The organism is Curtobacterium sp. GD1 (assembly GCF_020882855.1).
Classification (GTDB): domain Bacteria; phylum Actinomycetota; class Actinomycetes; order Actinomycetales; family Microbacteriaceae; genus Curtobacterium.
Map to the genome: position 1 here is coordinate 1 of NZ_JAFEVQ010000006.1, position 17,143 is coordinate 17,143.

Genomic DNA, 17,143 nt, shown 5'->3' on the forward strand with positions numbered 1-17,143 from the left:
GCGGGCGTCGATCCAGTCGCGCACGAACTTGCGCTGCTCGCCCTTGTCCTTCGCGGGGAGGTAGCGCTCCTCGCCGTTGGCCATGCCGACGCGGGCCTTCTCGCGCTCGTTCGTGAGTCGTGCACGAGCCGCCTTCTTGTCCTCGGCGGAGCCGCCGACGATGGGACGGCGGTTCGCCGCCTCGCGCTCGCGACGGGTCGGCGTCGGACGGCCCTTCCCCTGTTCGAGGAGCTCGGCCTCGGACGGGTTGACGGTCGTGTTGGTCTTGGGGGCTGCCTTCGCCACGATGCGTTCCTGACTGCGGTCTGCGTGCTGGATCGTCCTCTAGATTACGGGACATGACCGACACCGACCAGCACGCCGCCGCCACCGACCCCGCACTCCTCGACGCCCTCCGCGAACACGTGCAGGGATCGCTGCCCTCGACGATCGCCGACCTGTCCGACCTGGTGCGGATCCCGTCGGTGTCGTGGTCGGCGTTCGACGAGTCGAACGTGCTCGCGAGCGCCCGTGCCGTTGCGGAACTGGCCCGGAGCACCGGTGTCTTCGCGGACGACCAGGTCGAGATCATCCGGTCGGCGATCAGTGACGCCGACCCGCTCGAGCTCGGTCAGCCCGCGGTCCTGGCGGTCCGCCCGGCCCGCAACGGCAAGCCGACCGTGATGCTCTACGCCCACCACGACGTCCAGCCGCAGGGCGACGACGCGCTCTGGGAGACCCCGCCGTTCGAGCCGACGCTGCGTGGCGACCGCCTGTACGGCCGCGGCGCCTCGGACGACAAGGCCGGCGTGATGACCCACATCGCGTCGCTGCGTGCGCTGCACGCGCAGTTCGGCGACGACCTGGAGCTCGGCGTGGTCCTGTTCATCGAGGGCGAGGAGGAGTTCGGCTCCCGGTCGTTCCGTACGTTCCTCCGCGAGCAGCAGGAGCACCTCGCGGCCGACGTCATCGTCGTCGCGGACAGCGACAACTGGTCGACCGAGGTGCCGTCGATCACCGTCTCCCTGCGCGGCAACGTCACCTTCAAGCTGACCCTGACGACCCTCGAGCACGCGAGCCACAGCGGCATGTTCGGGGGAGCGGCGCCGGACGCCATGATCCCGATGGTCCGCCTGCTCGCCTCGCTGCACGACGACGACGGCGCCGTCGCGGTCGAGGGCCTCTCCTCGTACGACGCCGACGTGCCCGAGCGCACCGAGGAGCAGCTCGCCGCCGACGCGGCACTGCTCCCGGGGGTCCGTCCGGTCGGCCGTGGCGACGTGCTCTCGCGGATGTGGTTCCAGCCGTCGATCACCGTGACGGGCATGGACGTCCCGAGCGTCGCGAACGCGTCGAACACCCTGCTGCCGACGGTCTCCGCCCGGGTCTCGGTGCGGGTCGCGCCGGGGCAGGCCGCGACGGACGCGTACGCCGCGGTCGAACGGCACCTGCGGGCGCACGTGCCGTTCGGCGCCCGGATGGAGATCAGCGAGCCGGACGCCGGCGACGGGTTCCTCGTGGACACCGCCGGTTGGGCCGTCCAGGAAGCGCGGACCGCGATGGCCGAGGGCTGGGGCGAGTCGCCCGTCGAGCAGGGCATCGGCGGCTCGATCCCGTTCGTCTCGGACCTCGCCGCCCAGTTCCCGGAGGCGCAGATCCTCGTGACCGGCGTCGAGGACCCGGACACCCGCGCGCACAGCCCGAACGAGTCGCAGCACCTCGGCGTCCTGCATCGCGCCATCGCATCGGAGACGATCCTGCTCGCGCGTCTCGCGACTCGCGGCTGACGGTGCTTACAATCGGTCCAAGCGCGGTGAACGACACCGCACGGAGGGAGACGCGCGGATGAGCGACACCATCACCGACCACGCACCGACGACCGAGGCGCCGTCGCACGGCGTCCTGCTCAGCGACGCGGCCGCGGCGAAGGTGGCGAGCCTCCTCGAACAGGAAGGCCGCGACGACCTCCGCCTGCGCCTCGCCGTCCAGCCCGGCGGGTGCTCCGGCCTGATCTACCAGCTCTACTTCGACGAGCGCCTGCTCGACGGCGACGCCACGGCCGAGTTCGGCGACGGCGTCGAGGTCGTCGTCGACAAGATGAGCGTCCCGTACCTCGACGGCGCCTCGATCGACTTCGAGGACACCATCCAGAAGCAGGGCTTCACGATCGACAACCCCAACGCGCAGGGCAGCTGCGCGTGCGGTGACAGCTTCCACTGATCTCCGTCGACCCGACACGAGCGGGGAGTGACCGACACGGTCGCTCCCCGCTCGTTCGTTCCCGGGCGTGGCATCCCGCACGACCAGGGAAAACCCGCCCGGACGGAGTGCGGATCGCGGCCCGAGGTGTGTCGCGTGTGCGCGAGCGGTCCCGAGCTGCGAGTAAGCTAGGAGTGTTCCAACCAAGCTGGGAGCGAGCCATGCGCGACCTTCACGTCGCGGCCTGCTCCGGTTTCACGTTCTTCCGAGAGGTAACAGTGCGTTCGAATCGCCGTATACGTTGGGCGGCCGTCCCGGTGGCCGTCGGTCTGGTCATCGCACTGGCTGGTTGCACGCAGCAGCAGCTGAACGGATGGCTCCCCGGCACGGAGGAGACGAAGGACGTCACCAACCACACGAGCCGCATCGTCGGCCTGTGGACCACCAGCTGGGTCGTGCTGCTCGCGGTCGGTCTGATCGTGTGGGGCCTCATCATCTGGGCAGCGATCGTCTACCGCCGCCGCAAGGGCCAGACCGGCCTGCCGGTGCAGATGCGCTACAACATGCCGCTCGAGATCTTCTACACGATCGTGCCGCTGATCCTCGTGCTCGGCTTCTTCGCCTTCACCGCCAAGGACCAGGCCGCGATCGAGCAGCCGTTCAAGAACGCCGACGCGACGATCCACGTCTACGGCAAGCGCTGGGCGTGGGACTTCAACTACATCAACGAGGACGACAAGTCCAAGAGCGTCTACTACCAGGGCATCCAGGCCCAGGAAGAAGAGAACGCCAACGGCGCGATCGACGAGTCGCAGCTCCCGACCCTCTACCTGCCCAAGGGCAAGAAGGTCCACATCGAGCTCTCGTCCCGCGACGTCGACCACTCGTTCTGGATCATCGACTTCCTCTACAAGAAGGACATGCTCCCGGGCAAGCAGAACGACGAGTACTTCATCCCGCAGAAGCTCGGTACCTACCAGGGCAAGTGCGCGGAGCTGTGCGGTGAGTACCACTCGCTCATGCTCTTCCAGGTGAAGGTCGTCACCCCGGCCGAGTACCAGAAGTACCTCGACTCGCTCGAGGAGCAGGGCAAGGTCGGTCTGCTCGGCAACGAGTACAACACCAACACGAACGAACCCAACGACAAGACGCCCGTCACGGCGTCGAGCGACAACAAGTAGGGGCTCCGTCAGATGACCACGTCACTCGTCGGCCAGCCGGCTGCAGGGACCACGACACTGGACTTCCAGGCGTCGAAGGTCGGCCGGAAGGGCAACATCATCGTCCGGTGGATCACCTCCACGGACCACAAGACCATCGGGTACATGTACCTGATCGCCTCGTTCATCTTCTTCCTGCTCGCGGGTGTGATGGCGCTCGTCATCCGTGCCCAGCTCTTCGAGCCCGGCCTGCACGTGGTCGCGACGAAGGAGCAGTACAACCAGCTCTTCACGATGCACGGCACGATCATGCTGCTGATGTTCGCGACCCCGCTCTTCTCGGGCTTCGCGAACGCGATCATGCCGCTGCAGATCGGTGCGCCGGACGTCGCCTTCCCGCGTCTGAACGGGTTCGCCTTCTGGCTCTACCTGTTCGGCTCGCTCATCGCCGTCGGTGGCTTCCTCACCCCGCAGGGCGCCGCGTCGTTCGGGTGGTTCGCCTACGCGCCACTGAGTGACACGACGTTCACACCAGGGCTCGGTGGCACCCTCTGGGTCTTCGGCCTCGGCATGACCGGCTTCTCGACGATCCTCGGTGCGGTGAACTTCATCACCACGATCATCACGATGCGTGCCCCGGGTCTGACCATGTTCCGCATGTCGATCTTCACGTGGAACACCCTCGTGACCGCGCTGCTCGTGCTGATGGCCTTCCCGGTCCTCGCCGCCGCACTGTTCGGCCTGGGTCTCGACCGCGTGTTCAACGCGCAGATCTTCAACCCGGCGAACGGTGGAGCCCTGCTCTGGCAGCACCTCTTCTGGTTCTTCGGTCACCCCGAGGTGTACATCATCGCGCTGCCGTTCTTCGGCATCGTCTCCGAGGTCTTCCCGGTGTTCAGCCGCAAGCCGATCTTCGGGTACAAGACCCTCGTCTACGCGACCATCGCCATCGCGGCCCTCTCGGTCACCGTGTGGGCGCACCACATGTACGTCACCGGTGGCGTCCTGCTCCCGTGGTTCTCGCTCATGACGATGCTCATCGCGGTCCCGACCGGCGTGAAGATCTTCAACTGGGTCGGCACGATGTGGCGCGGTTCGGTCACGTTCGAGACGCCGCTCCTCTGGGCCGTCGGCTTCCTCATCACCTTCACGTTCGGTGGTCTCACCGGTGTGATCCTGGCGTCGCCGCCGCTCGACTTCCACGTGTCCGACTCGTACTTCGTCGTCGCGCACTTCCACTACGTGGTCTTCGGAACCGTCGTGTTCGCGATGTTCTCCGGCTTCTACTTCTGGTGGCCGAAGTGGACGGGCAAGATGCTCAACGAGCGCCTCGGCAAGATCCACTTCTGGCTCCTGTTCATCGGCTTCCACACGACGTTCCTCATCCAGCACTGGCTGGGCGTCATCGGCATGCCGCGTCGCTACGCGACCTACCTGCCGAACGACGGGTTCACCTGGATGAACCAGCTGTCGACGATCGGCTCGATGATCCTCGCGATCTCGTTCCTGCCGTTCATCTTCAACGTCTACGTGACCGCCCGGAACGCGCCGAAGGTCGCCGTGAACGACCCGTGGGGCTACGGCCGCTCGCTCGAGTGGGCGACCAGCTGCCCGCCGCCGCGGCACAACTTCACGTCGATCCCGCGCATCCGTTCGGAGTCGCCGGCGTTCGACCTCAACCACCCCGAAGCGGGTGTGCCGATCGGTGTGGGTCCGGCCAAGGACGCCCCCGACGCTCCGACCTACGACGCCGCGAAGGGCGAGGTGAAGTAAGGCGATGCGCGCCAACACCAACCTGTTCTGGATCCTCTTCGGGTTCTTCATCCTCGCGGACGCCGCGTACACCATCTGGTCGCTGCTCTACTACGGGCGGCCGGAGTGGGTCGGCACCGTGGCCATCGGCCTCACCGGGATCATGTCCGCGTTCATCGCGTTCTACCTCGGCAAGGTCATGTCCTCCCAGGGCGGCGTCCTCCCCGAGGACCGCCCCGACGCCAACATCGAGGACGGCGACGCCGAGCTCGGGCACTTCAGCCCGTGGTCGTGGTGGCCCATCCTGCTCGCGGGTGCCACGGCGCTCTGCTTCCTCGGTGTCGCAGCCGGGCTGTGGATCGTCCCGATCGGGCTCGCCTGCGTGGCGATCACCCTCGTCGGCTGGGTCTACGAGTACTACCGCGGCAACTTCGGTCACTGACCTGGACCTCCAGCGCACCTGACTTCGGGCGGCACCACACCGGTGCCGCCCGAAGTGCGTCCAGCACCACACCGGAACCGCAGCACGACCTCCGGAACGCAGGCACACCAACGAACCTGCTCGTCCGGGAATCAACCGGTCCGCCCGCGGCTTGGCCTCAAGCGGACCACCCCCACCACAGCGAAAGGAGTCACCTCCGGTGACCGACAAGCGCACTCTCATCATCTTCGGCGCGACGGGCGACCTCGCCTCCCGCCTGCTGCTGCCGGGCCTCGGCACGTTCCTGCAGAGCGGTCGAGCGGTGCCCGTCCAGCTCATCGGCACGGGCCGCAGCGCCCGCAGCGAGGAGCAGTGGAAGGACGTCGTCACGAAGTCCTTCGCGTCGCAGGACGTGAAGGGCCCGGAGGTCGACGCCACCCTCGCGTCGACGCAGTTCATCCAGGGTGACCCGACCGACCCCGAGCACCTCAAGGCGCTGTTCGCCGCGGCCGACGCCGACGCCGAGCCGATCCTCTACTTCGCGCTCCCGCCGCAGATCGCCTCCGACATCTGCGAGGCGCTCCAGCAGGTCGAGCTGCCCGAGGGCACGACCCTCGCGTTCGAGAAGCCCTTCGGCACGGACGTCGCCAGCGCGAAGGCCCTCAACGAGACGGTCCTCAAGCTCGTCCCCGAGGAGCGCGTGCACCGCACCGACCACTTCCTCGGTCGCACCACGGTCCTGAACATCATCGGTCTGCGCTTCGCGAACCGCCTGTTCGAGCCGATCTGGAACGCCGACAACATCGAGAAGGTCGACATCTTCTACGACGAGACCCTCGGTCTCGAGAACCGCGCCCAGTACTACGACGAGGCCGGCGCGATGGTCGACATGATCCAGTCGCACCTGCTGCAGATCCTCGGCATCGTGACGATGGACGCCCCCGCGGACATCGACGCGGTCGAGTTCCGCTCGTCCCTGGCCCGGGTGCTCCGTTCGACCGAGCTCAAGGGCGGCGACCCGAAGATCGCGTCGCGTCGTGCGGTCTACACGGCCGGCACCATCGACGGCAAGGAACTGCCGTCGTACCAGGACGAGGACGGCGTCGACAAGTCGCGCGGCACCGAGACGCTCGCCGAGATCTCGGTCGAGGTGGACACCGCCCGCTGGAAGGGCGTGCCGTTCACGCTCCGTTCCGGCAAGGCACTCGGCAACAGCCGCAAGGAGGTGCTGATCACCTTCAAGCCCGTGACGCGCCTGCCCTCCGGCCTGTCCGGTCGGCCGAAGACGGACACGCTCCGCATCGTGCTCAACCCCGACGAGATCGAGCTGACGGTGTCGGCCAACGGCGGCGGCAACCCGTTCGAGATGGGCCAGGTCACCCTGTCGTCCTCCTTCGCGGACGGCGAGCTCACCCCCTACGGCGAGGTCCTCAACGGGATCTTCCACGACGACCCGCTGCTCTCGATCCGCGGTGACGTGGCCGAGCGCTGCTGGGAGATCGTCGAGCCGGTCGTCGACGCCTGGAAGGCGGACGAGGTCCCGCTCGAGGAGTACCGCGCGGGGTCGCGCGGCCCGGCGGACTGGGAGTCCTCGTCCTGACGGACGCGACGGTGACGCCCTGATCGGGCGGTGACGACGGACGGGAGGCACGGTGCCAGCTGGCACCGTGCCTCCCGTCCGTCTGCGGTCACGACCACCGCGTCAGGCGGGTGTGCCGGCCCGCTCGCCCTCTCCGGTCCACGAGCGGGTGCCGCCGTCGTGCACGGCGAGTCGTGTCCGGTGGCCGGCCGCCGTGCCGCGCGCCCGCGCGATCGCGTCCGCGGCGGACACGAGCGTGAGGTGCGACAGCGCCTGCGGGGTGTTCCCGATGTGGTGGCCGGTCGCGACGTCGATCTCCTCGGAGAGCATGCCGACGTCGTTCGCGTAGCCGACGAGCACGTCCATCAGCCGCTCGGCGTCCTCGACGCGCCCGGACGCGGCGTACTGCTCGACGAGCCAGAAGGAGCACGCGAGGAACGGGTGCTCGCTGCCGGAGAGCCCGTCGAAGCCGGACGAGGTGCGGTACCGGAGCACGAGGCCGTCGTCGCCGGTCCGGAGGTCCTGCTCGATCGCGGCGACGGTCCCGGTCATCCGCGGGTCACCGGGCTTCACGTAGCCGATCTGCGGCAGGACGAGCAGGCTGGCGTCGACCTCGTCGGTGTCGTAGTGCTGGCGGTAGCTGCCGCGCTCGGCGTTCCACCCGTGCTCCTCGATCTCGGCGCGCACCTCGGCGCGGAGGGTCCGCCAGCGGTCGACGGGGCCCTCGAGGCCGAACTCCTCGACGGCTGCGACGCCGCGGTCGAAGGCGGCCCAGATCATCGCGCGCGAGTGCGTGAAGTGCCGACGGGGCCCGCGCATCTCCCAGATGCCGTTGTCGGGCTCCTGCCAGTGCTCCTCGACGTACCCGAGCAGGGCGCGCTGGAGTGCCCACGAGTCGGCGTTCTCCTCGACACCGAGCTCGCGGGCGTCGTGGAGCGCCGCGAGGACCTCGCCGAAGACGTCCCCCTGGTACTGCGTGTAGGCGCCGTTGCCGATCCGGACCGGCGTGGAGCCCGCGTACCCGGGCAGGTTCGGCAGTTCGCGTTCGGGGAGCTCGCGCTCCCCGGCGATGCCGTACATGATCTGCACGTCGGCGGGGTCGCCGGCGATCGCGCGGAGGAGCCAGCCGCGCCAGTGCATCGCCTCGTCGCGGTAGCCGTGCGCGATGAGGGACGCGAGGGCGAGCGAGGCGTCGCGGAGCCAGACGTAGCGGTAGTCCCAGTTGCGTTCGCCGCCGGGGTCCTCGGGCAGGCTGGTCGTCGCGGCCGCCACGACACCGCCGGTCTCGGCGTGGGTCATCGCACGGAGCAGGAGGAGCGACCGGCGGGCCGCCTCGGCGTACCGGCCCTCGGTCCGGGCGGTGGCCATCCAGTCCCGCCACCAGCGCACGGTGCGGTGCAGGGCCTCGTCGACGTCGAGGGGCTCCGGCGGCTCGCGGTGCGACGGGTACCAGGTGAGGACGGTGTCGAGCACGTCGCCGTCGTGCACGGTGGTGGTGGCGGTGTGCCGGTGGTCGTCGGCGCGGAAGCGGACGCCGCGGACGATCACGGACCCGGGTCCCGCCGTGGCCAGCAGTGCCGGGTCCTCGTCGCCGCCGATCTGCCGGACCCAGGGGAGTGCGAGGGCGTAGTCGAACCGGATGCGCAGCGTCTGTCGGAGCGCCACGCTCCCGCGGAGCCCCCGCACCCGCCGAACGATCGTCGCCCGGTGCGCACCGATCGGCATGAACTCGGTGACCTCGACCACGCCGGTGCTCGTCGTCCACACGGTCGCGAGCACGAGCGTGTCGTGGTCGTACCGGCGGGTCGCGGTCGCGTCCGGGTCCGTGGGTCGGAGGGTCCAGTGCCCGTGGTCCTCGGTGCCGATGATCGAGGCGAAGGTCGACGGGCTGTCGAAGCGCGGTAGGCAGGCCCAGTCGACGGTGCCGTCGCGCCCGACGAGCGCGGCGGTGTAGGTGTCGCCGATCAGCGCGTGGTCCTCGATGCGGTTGGTCGGTGTGTCAGCCGGGCTCATGGGCCGATCCAACCACCGCCGCCTCGGGAGGCCGGGGTGGTTGCTGAGGGATGGCTCAGGCCGGGTCGTCCGGGTCGGCGCGGGTGATGCCGACCCGTGCCAGCTCGGACCACATGCCGGCGCCGTCCGGGGCGTAGACCCAGGGCGCCGAGGACTCGCGCGAGCGTTCCTGGGCGCGGGACCGCCCACCGGCGAGGACGGCCTCGCTCGTGGAGAGCTGGCGGATGGCGACGCCCGCGACGTTCTCGGGGTGCGCCCGGGCGAACTCGCCGTAGAGCGACTCGTCGTGCTGCCCGTCGTCGCCGACGAGGAGCCACTGCACGTGCGGGAAGTCCTGGGCGAGTCGTTCGAGGTTCTGCTGCTTGTGGAGCTGGCCGCTGCGGAAGAACCGGTCGTGCGTGGGACCCCAGTCGGTGAGCAGCAGGGTGCCGGAGGGGTAGAGGTTCCGGCTGAGGAAGCGCTGCAGCGTCGGCGCGACGTTCCAGGCGCCGGTGGAGAGGTAGACCGTCGGGGCGCCGGGGTGCTGCGCGAGGACGCGTTCGTACAGCACTGACATGCCCGGGACGGGCCGGCGCCCGTGCTCCGTGAGCACGAAGGAGTTCCAGGCCGCGAGCATCGGGCGGGGGAGCGAGGTCACCATGACGGTGTCGTCGATGTCCGACAGCAGTCCGAACCGCGTGTCCGGGTGCACGATGAAGACGTCGGCCTCGACGTCGCGCATGCCCCCGGCGGACAGCTTGATGGTGCGCCAGCCCGGCTCGAGGTCGATCGGCACGATGGTGTCGACCACGCCGCCGCGGTCGGACTGCACCACGTGCGAGGTCCCGCCGGCGGTGATCGTGACCTCGGCGTCGTCGACCGCGACGCTCGTGAAGCTCCGCCAGCCGCGCACGCCGTAGAAGGAGGCGTCGGATGCGAGGCCCCGACGCGTGAGGAGGACCCGGCAGAGGACGCGGACCCACCCGGGTGCGCCGTAGCCGGTGTACGGGATGACGGTCGGCACCAGCCCCCGGCGGCGCGCCCGGTGCTCGCGGAACTCCTGGACGGCGTCCTCGATGCGGGCCGCCCGGTGGAGGATCGGCTCGGCCAACGACGGCTCGTGGGGCGTCGGGTCGGGCATCGCCCCATCATTCCACGTCCGACCTGGCACACGTACGACCTCACACGTGTACTGGGAGAGTCGCAGCGATATTCCAGCCGGTCTCTGCGACAGTTGTGACCGTCACACCCACATGAGTCGCGCTGTCGGCGCAAGAGGAGAACACGTGCTCGTCACCGAGGTATCGAACGCACTGCCGGGGGGATCATCACTGCTCAGGAACGAGCCGGTCCAAGCCCGCAGTTCGGCGCGCCTCGCCGGCCTCCTCGACGCCGCGGCCGCGGTGATCGACGAGATCGGGTTCGAGCGTCTGACCACCGCGATGGTGGCCGAGCGGGCGGGGGCGTCCATCGGCACCGTCTACCGCTACTTCCCGGACCGCATCGCCGTGGTCGAGGCACTCGCGATCCGGAGCACCCAGCGCCTGGCTGAGCGGTTCATCACCGCCCTCGACACCAGCGAGGCGACGACCTGGCAGGCCGCCTGCGACGCGCTCATCGACGTCACCGCCGAGATGTACCGCACCGAGCCGGGCTTCCGGGCGATCCGCTTCGGCGACGCGGCGGACACCGGCACTGGCGACGCCGAGGACCGGATGGCGGCACTGGGGAGCGCCGTCGCCCACATCATGCACGAGCGGTTCGGCGTGCCGACGGGGGAGCGCATCGAGCGGACCTGGGTGGTCCTCGCCGAGTCGTCGCACGCCGTCCTCGCGCGGGCGCACCGTGACCCGGCGAACCCCGAGACCGCACTGATCGAGGAGTACCGGGCGATGAGCCGCGGGCACCTCGAAGCGGTGATCGCCGCCTCCTGACACGCCGAGCGACAATCCGACGACGCCCGCCCTCCGAACAGGAGAGACGGGCGTCGTCGCGTCCGGACGCTGCGCACGCGCTGTCCGGGACGCGACACACGCCGTCACGGCTGAACGGGTGTCACACCCGACGGGTACTCTCACTCGGAGTCGGGCTACCTCCGAACAGAAGGGCACCCATGATCGAGTTCCGCTCGGTGCGCAAGACCTACCCGGACGGCACCAACGCGGTCGACGACTTCAGCCTCGTCATCCCCTCGAGGACCACGACGGTCTTCGTCGGGTCGAGCGGCTGCGGCAAGACCACGCTGCTCCGGATGATCAACCGCATGGTCGACCCCAGCGCAGGTGCCGTCGAGATCGACGGGGAGGACGTCGCGGGCGTCGACCCGGTCAAGCTCCGCCGCAGCATCGGCTACGTGATGCAGAACGCCGGGCTGCTGCCGCACCGCAAGGTCGTCGACAACATCGCCACGGTGCCGCTGCTGACGGGGGTCCCGAAGGCCGACGCGCGCCAGCGTGCCCTCGAGCTCATGGACACGGTCGGGCTCGACCGTGCCTTCGCGAACCGGTACCCCTCGCAGCTCTCCGGCGGACAGCAGCAGCGCGTCGGCGTCGCCCGCGGACTCGCGGTCGACCCGAACATCCTGCTCATGGACGAGCCCTTCGGTGCCGTCGACCCGCTCGTGCGGAACGACCTGCAGGACGAGCTCATCCGGCTGCAGCGCGAGCTCGGCAAGACCGTGGTCTTCGTCACGCACGACATCGACGAGGCCTTCAAGCTCGGCGACCAGGTCGTCATCCTCAAGAAGGGCGGCGAGATCGCCCAGCTCGGCACCCCCGCCGAGATTCTCGCCGAGCCCGCCGACGACTTCGTCGCGAACTTCATCGGCGCCGGTCGCGGCCGCCGTGCGCTCCGCGTCGAGCAGACGCCGACGGGGCCGATCGTCGTCGACGGTGAAGGACGTGCCGCCGGTGTGCTCACCGGTCCGGTGCAGGTCGTGGACGCGGCCGAGGCAGTGCCCCAGGAGCAGCGGGGCGACGCGTGAACTGGGTCCTCGGCAACACGGACACGATCAGCGACAACCTGATCGCGCACGTCTGGCTGGCGATCCCGCCGATCGTCATCAGCTTCCTGCTGTCCGTCCCGATCGGCCTGCTCGTCTCGCGCCTTCGGAAGCGCAACGGCGTGGCCCGGGGGACCGCCTCGACGATCGTCGTCGTCGCGAGCCTCTTCTACACGATCCCGGCGCTGCCCCTCTTCCTGGTGCTGCCCGCGATCATCGGCACGAGCACCCTCGACCCGGTGAACGTCGTGATCGCGATGACCATCTTCGGTGTGGCCCTGATGGCCCGGTCCGCCGCCGACGCCATCGACGCGGTCGACCAGGACGTCGTGGGGGCATCCGAAGCGCTCGGGTACTCGCCCGCGCAGCGGTTCTTCAAGGTGGAGCTGCCGCTCGCCGGACCGGTCCTCCTCGCGGGCATCCGGGTGGTGTCGGTGTCCACGATCAGCCTCATCACGGTCGGTGCGCTCATCGGCGTGCCGAACCTCGGGTTCCTGCTCACCGACGGCCTCAAGCGCGGCATCAGCGCCGAGATCCTCACCGGCATCGTCCTGACCATCGTGCTCGCGCTCGTGTTCGACGCGCTGCTCGTGGCCGCGGGTCGGCTCGCGATGCCGTGGACACGGGGGAGCGGCCGCAACGCCCGTGCCGTCCGACGCCGCGCCGCTGACGACGTCCGAGCGAACGAGGTCTCCGCATGAACCTCTTCGCCCAGGGCATCGCCTGGATCTTCGACCCGGCGAACAACGTCGGGTCCGACGCCGTCGGCGTCCGGCTCTGGGAGCACGTGTGGATCACGTTGCTCACGGTCGCCATCGCCGTCGCGATCGCCGTGCCGGTCGGCCTGCTGATCGGGCACACCGGCAAGGGACGCTCGATCGCGGTGGGCGTCTCGGGCGGCATCCGTGCGCTGCCGACGCTCGGCGTCCTGACGCTGCTCGCACTCTCGATCGGCCTCGGACTCGGGGCGCCGCTCATCGCACTCGTGATCCTCGCGATCCCGTCGGTGCTCGCCGGCGCGTACTCCGGCGTCGAGGCGATCGACCGCGTCGTGATCGACGCCGCCAAGGCGCAGGGCATGACCGGGTGGCAGATCCTCGGCAAGGTCGAGATCCCGCTCGCCCTGCCGCTCATCGTCGGCGGCATCCGTGCCGCCGTGCTGCAGGTCGTCGCCACCGCGACCCTCGTCGGCTACATCAACGCCGGCGGACTTGGCGGCTACGCCTTCTCCGGCATCGCCAACTCGGACTACGCGGAGGTGCTCGGCGGTTCCCTCCTGGTGATCGCCCTCGCCATCGCGTTCGAGATCGTCTTCGCCGCGCTGCAGCGGCTCGCCGTCCCCGCGGGTGTCTCCGCCGGGTCGGCGCGTCTGTCGCGTCGGAGCACCCGCAGCTCAGCACCACGAGCATCAACCCCTGTGGAAGGAACCCACCCGTGATCACAGCAACGACCCGGCGTCTCGCCGCGACGATCGCCGTCGCGTCCGCGGCCGCCATCGCCCTCGCGGGCTGCTCGTCGAGCGACCCGCTCTCCTCCGGCTCCGGCGGTGGGGACTCCAAGACCATCGTCGTCGGCTCGCAGGCGTACCCGTCGAACGAGATCATCGCCGAGCTCTACGCGCAGGAGCTCGAGCACGAGGGCTTCACCGTCACCAAGAAGCTCAACATCGGTCAGCGCAAGGCGTACTGGCCCGAGGTCGCGAAGGGGAGCATCAACGTCTTCCCTGAGTACAACGGCAACCTGCTCAACTACCTCCTGCAGGAGGACGGCAAGTCCACCACGACCGAGACGACGACGGACGGCATCAACACCGCGCTGAAGTCGGCACTGCCGTCGGACGTCAAGGCGCTGCCGTCGGCCGACGCCTCAGACGCCGACACCTACACGGTGACCCAGGCGACGGCCGACAAGTACGGCTTGAAGTCGATCGCCGACCTCTCGAAGATCGGCGGGACGATCTCGATCGCCGCCAACCCGGAGTTCGCCACCGCCGCCTACGGTCCGAAGGGCCTCAAGGAGAAGTACGGCATCACCGGCGAGGTCAACCAGCAGAACGACTCCGGTGGCCCGCTCACGATCAAGGCGATCCAGGACGGTGACTCGCAGGTCGCGGACATCTACTCCGCCAGCGCCTCGATCAAGACCGAGAAGCTCGTCACGCTCGAGGACCCGGAGCACCTCGTGCCGGCGAACAACGTGACCCCGATCGTGTCGAAGGACCTCGACTCGAAGGCCGCGGACGCCATCGAGAAGGTGAACAAGCTCCTCACGACCGACGCGCTCATCGAGCTCAACCGTCAGAACTCGGTCGATCAGAAGTCGGCGGCCTCGGTCGCCAAGGCGTTCCTGCAGGACAACGACCTGCTGTAGCACTCGATCAGCACAAAACGACAGGTGTCGGGCAACTGCCCGGCACCTGTCGTCGTTCCAGGATCAGGTATCCGCACCGTTGTTCCGCACGGTTGTGCCGTGCAATCCCGCTGCACATCCGTGCACTGAGGGTTCTACAACTTGTCGAACCATGTGTCCGCGAGGTAACGTGTTCGTGTCCCAACGGTTGTGACAGCAGAAGTTCCCCTCCACAGGAAGCAACTGACGTGCACCAACAGCGCGCGGCGAACCGGCTCGGAAACGCCGCATGAACGACATCCTCGATCCGCTCCTCCTGTCGCGGTGGCAGTTCGGTCTGACGACGATCTACCACTTCCTCTTCGTCCCGTTGACGATCGGCATGGCCGTCGTCGTGGCCGTGTTCCAGACGGCCTGGTACCGGACGGGGCGCGCGCACTACCTCCAGCTGACCCGGTTCTTCGGGCGCATCTTCCTCATCAACTTCGCGATGGGCGTCGTGACGGGGATCGTGCAGGAGTTCCAGTTCGGCATGAACTGGTCGAACTACTCCCGGTTCGTCGGTGACGTGTTCGGCGCCCCGCTCGCGCTCGAGGGCATCCTCGCGTTCTTCTTCGAGGCCGCGTTCATCGGCATCTGGATCTTCGGGTGGGACCGCCTGCCGAAGGGCCTGCACCTCGCGAGCATCTGGTGCGTCAGCGCCGGCACGATCATGTCGGCGTACTTCATCATCGCCGCGAACGCGTTCATGCAGCACCCGGTCGGCTTCTCCATGAACGAGGCCAAGGGGCGTGCGGAGCTCACGGACATCTGGGCCGTGCTCGGCAACAAGGTCGCGCTGGCCGCCTTCCCGCACACCCTGTTCGCGTGCTTCATGGTCGCCGCCGCGGTGATCATCTCGGTCGCCGCGTACCACCTGGCGCGCAACCAGAACCTCGAGACGATGATGCCGGCGCTGAAGTTCGGCATGTGGACGATGCTGGCAGCGGGGGCGCTCACGGTGCTCACCGGCGACCAGCTCGGCCTCACGATGGTCGACACCCAGCCGATGAAGATGGCCGCTGCCGAGGCGCTGTACAACACCGCCACCGGCAAGGACGCTTCGTTCTCGATCTTCACGCTCGGCACCCCGGACGGCGTGCACGAGCTGTTCTCGATCCGTGTGCCGTACCTGCTCTCGTTCCTGTCGACGCACACCTTCAACGGCACGGTCGAGGGCATCAACGACCTGCAGGCGCAGTACTCGCAGGTCTACGGCCCCGGCGACTACAAGCCGATCATCTGGGTGACCTACTGGTCGTTCCGCTGGATGATCGCGCTCGGTGTCGGCGCGGTGCTGGTCTCGCTCGTCGGGCTCTGGCTGACCCGCAAGGGCCGGTTCCCGACCCAGCGGTGGGTCTGGCGCATCGCCACCTGGACCGTCCCGCTGCCGATGGCCGCGATGATCGTCGGCTGGATCTTCACCGAGATGGGCCGCCAGCCGTGGCTCGTGTTCGGGTTGCTCAAGACGAGTGACGGCGTCTCGCCGAACGTCACCGGGGTCGAGGTCCTCATCTCGCTCATCGTCTTCACGCTCATCTACGGCTCCCTGGCGGTGGTCGAGTTCCGGCTCATCAAGAAGGTCGCGCAAGAGGGCCCCGCCGCCCCGGCGGAGGTCGACGAGGAGACCGGCGAGGTCAAGCACGAAGTGACGGTCTACTGATGGATCTCCCCGTTCTCTGGTTCGCGATCGTCGGCGTCTTCTTCGTCGGCTACTTCGTCCTCGACGGCTTCGACTTCGGTGTCGGCATGTCCCTGCCGTTCCTCGGCAAGGACGACACCGACCGTCGAGTCCTGATCAACACGATCGGGCCGGTGTGGGACCTCAACGAGACCTGGGTCATCGTCGCGGGCGCCTGCCTGTTCGCGGCGTTCCCCGAGTGGTACGCCACGATGTTCTCCGGGTTCTACCTGGCGCTCCTGCTCATCCTCGCGGCGCTCATCGCCCGCGGCGTCTCGTTCGAGTACCGGCACCAGAACAAGCACCTCGAGTGGAAGCGCCGGTTCGACCTCATGATCATCGTCGGCAGCGCGGTGCCGTCGTTCCTCTGGGGCGTCGCGTTCGGCAACGTGGTCCGGGGCATCCCGATGGACGCCGGCCACAACTACACCGGCACGGTGTTCGACCTGCTCAACCCCTTCGCGCTGCTCACCGGCGTGGCGACGCTGCTGGTGTTCTTCACGCACGGCGTCGTCTTCGTCGCGCTGAAGACCGAGGGTGAGATCCGTGCGCGTGCGAAGCGCCTCGCGACCCGGGCGGGCGTGCTGACGATCGTCGTCGGCGCAGCGTTCCTGGTCTGGATGGCCTTCGTGCGGTCCACCCCGACGTCGATCGTCCTGTCGGTCGTCGCCGCGCTCGCCCTGGTCCTCGCGGTGCTCTGCACCGCCTGGGGCAAGGAGGGCCGGGCGTTCACGCTCATGGCGGTCACCATCGCCGCGATCGTCCTGGCGATGTTCACCGCGATCTTCCCGGACGTCATGCCCGCGACGAACGACCCGGCGAACAGCCTGAACGTCTACAACGCCTCGAGCGGCTCGTACACGCTCACGGTGATGAGCTGGGTGGCACTGATCTTCGTGCCCCTCGTGTTCGCCTACCAGGCGTGGACGTACTGGATCTTCCGCAAGCGCGTGTCCCGGGCCCACGTGACCCAGGCCGCGCACTAGGCGGC

Annotated in this window: 16 protein-coding genes; 13 read left to right on the forward strand and 3 right to left on the reverse strand. The window is 68.7% G+C overall.

Annotated features, from left to right (window positions below):
• Window positions 1–285, reverse strand: a 285-nt coding sequence (locus JSX79_RS04540; RefSeq protein WP_229085287.1) for a DUF3043 domain-containing protein, incomplete at its 3' end; no start/stop codon positions are given.
• Between the two features lie 53 nt (window positions 286–338).
• On the opposite strand from JSX79_RS04540, the gene JSX79_RS04545 reads away from it, so the two are divergent.
• From JSX79_RS04545 to JSX79_RS04570, 6 genes are all read left to right on the forward strand, one after another.
• Window positions 339–1,766, forward strand: coding sequence for a dipeptidase (locus JSX79_RS04545; RefSeq protein ID WP_229085288.1), 1,428 nt, complete (start codon window positions 339–341; stop codon window positions 1,764–1,766).
• 58 nt (window positions 1,767–1,824) lie between these two features.
• Complete coding sequence (locus tag JSX79_RS04550; protein WP_092387612.1) at window positions 1,825–2,199, forward strand: iron-sulfur cluster assembly accessory protein; 375 nt, start codon at window positions 1,825–1,827, stop codon at window positions 2,197–2,199.
• A 257-nt stretch (window positions 2,200–2,456) separates the two neighbouring features.
• Window positions 2,457–3,359, forward strand: coding sequence for a cytochrome c oxidase subunit II (coxB, locus tag JSX79_RS04555; protein WP_071294807.1), 903 nt, complete (start codon window positions 2,457–2,459; stop codon window positions 3,357–3,359).
• Between the two features lie 12 nt (window positions 3,360–3,371).
• On the forward strand, window positions 3,372–5,111 hold the full coding sequence (gene ctaD, locus JSX79_RS04560) for a cytochrome c oxidase subunit I (RefSeq protein WP_229085289.1): 1,740 nt from the start codon (window positions 3,372–3,374) through the stop codon (window positions 5,109–5,111).
• A gap of 4 nt (window positions 5,112–5,115) precedes the next feature.
• Window positions 5,116–5,532, forward strand: a complete 417-nt coding sequence (locus tag JSX79_RS04565; RefSeq protein WP_092387608.1) for a cytochrome c oxidase subunit 4 — start codon at window positions 5,116–5,118, stop codon at window positions 5,530–5,532.
• A 199-nt stretch (window positions 5,533–5,731) separates the two neighbouring features.
• Window positions 5,732–7,111 (forward strand): glucose-6-phosphate dehydrogenase, encoded by a 1,380-nt coding sequence (locus JSX79_RS04570; protein ID WP_070418667.1) that lies wholly within the window; start codon window positions 5,732–5,734, stop codon window positions 7,109–7,111.
• A 102-nt stretch (window positions 7,112–7,213) separates the two neighbouring features.
• Here the strand turns inward: JSX79_RS04570 and JSX79_RS04575 are convergent, their stop codons facing one another.
• A complete protein-coding gene (locus tag JSX79_RS04575; RefSeq protein WP_229085290.1) occupies window positions 7,214–9,103 on the reverse strand; it encodes a glycoside hydrolase family 15 protein in 1,890 nt (629 codons plus the stop codon).
• Window positions 9,104–9,158: 55 nt separating this feature from the next.
• Window positions 9,159–10,223 carry an App1 family protein gene (locus tag JSX79_RS04580; protein WP_071294809.1) on the reverse strand — a complete coding sequence of 355 codons (1,065 nt, stop codon included), beginning with the start codon at window positions 10,221–10,223 and terminating at the stop codon, window positions 9,159–9,161.
• 145 nt (window positions 10,224–10,368) lie between these two features.
• Here JSX79_RS04580 and JSX79_RS04585 point away from each other — a divergent pair, with 145 nt between their 5' ends.
• The 7 genes from JSX79_RS04585 to cydB all read left to right on the forward strand — a co-directional run bounded on the left by JSX79_RS04585 (window position 10,369) and on the right by cydB (window position 17,138).
• Window positions 10,369–11,016, forward strand: coding sequence for a TetR/AcrR family transcriptional regulator (locus JSX79_RS04585; RefSeq protein ID WP_175496097.1), 648 nt, complete (start codon window positions 10,369–10,371; stop codon window positions 11,014–11,016).
• 179 nt (window positions 11,017–11,195) lie between these two features.
• Window positions 11,196–12,065, forward strand: coding sequence for an ABC transporter ATP-binding protein (locus JSX79_RS04590; protein ID WP_070418671.1), 870 nt, complete (start codon window positions 11,196–11,198; stop codon window positions 12,063–12,065).
• A complete protein-coding gene (locus JSX79_RS04595) occupies window positions 12,062–12,784 on the forward strand; it encodes an ABC transporter permease (RefSeq protein ID WP_071301874.1) in 723 nt (240 codons plus the stop codon). Before JSX79_RS04590 ends, JSX79_RS04595 begins: the two co-directional genes overlap by 4 nt.
• Entirely contained in the window at window positions 12,781–13,521 is a 741-nt protein-coding gene (locus JSX79_RS04600) for an ABC transporter permease (RefSeq protein ID WP_070418673.1), read from the forward strand. The genes JSX79_RS04595 and JSX79_RS04600 overlap by 4 nt, the downstream gene beginning before the upstream one ends.
• Window positions 13,518–14,453, forward strand: a complete 936-nt coding sequence (locus tag JSX79_RS04605; RefSeq protein ID WP_070418674.1) for an ABC transporter substrate-binding protein — start codon at window positions 13,518–13,520, stop codon at window positions 14,451–14,453. The genes JSX79_RS04600 and JSX79_RS04605 overlap by 4 nt, the downstream gene beginning before the upstream one ends.
• Before the next feature lie 268 nt (window positions 14,454–14,721).
• Complete coding sequence (locus JSX79_RS04610; protein WP_070418675.1) at window positions 14,722–16,134, forward strand: cytochrome ubiquinol oxidase subunit I; 1,413 nt, start codon at window positions 14,722–14,724, stop codon at window positions 16,132–16,134.
• On the forward strand, window positions 16,134–17,138 hold the full coding sequence (gene cydB / locus JSX79_RS04615) for a cytochrome d ubiquinol oxidase subunit II (protein WP_070418676.1): 1,005 nt from the start codon (window positions 16,134–16,136) through the stop codon (window positions 17,136–17,138). The genes JSX79_RS04610 and cydB overlap by 1 nt, the downstream gene beginning before the upstream one ends.
• Window positions 17,139–17,143: the final 5 nt, after the last annotated feature.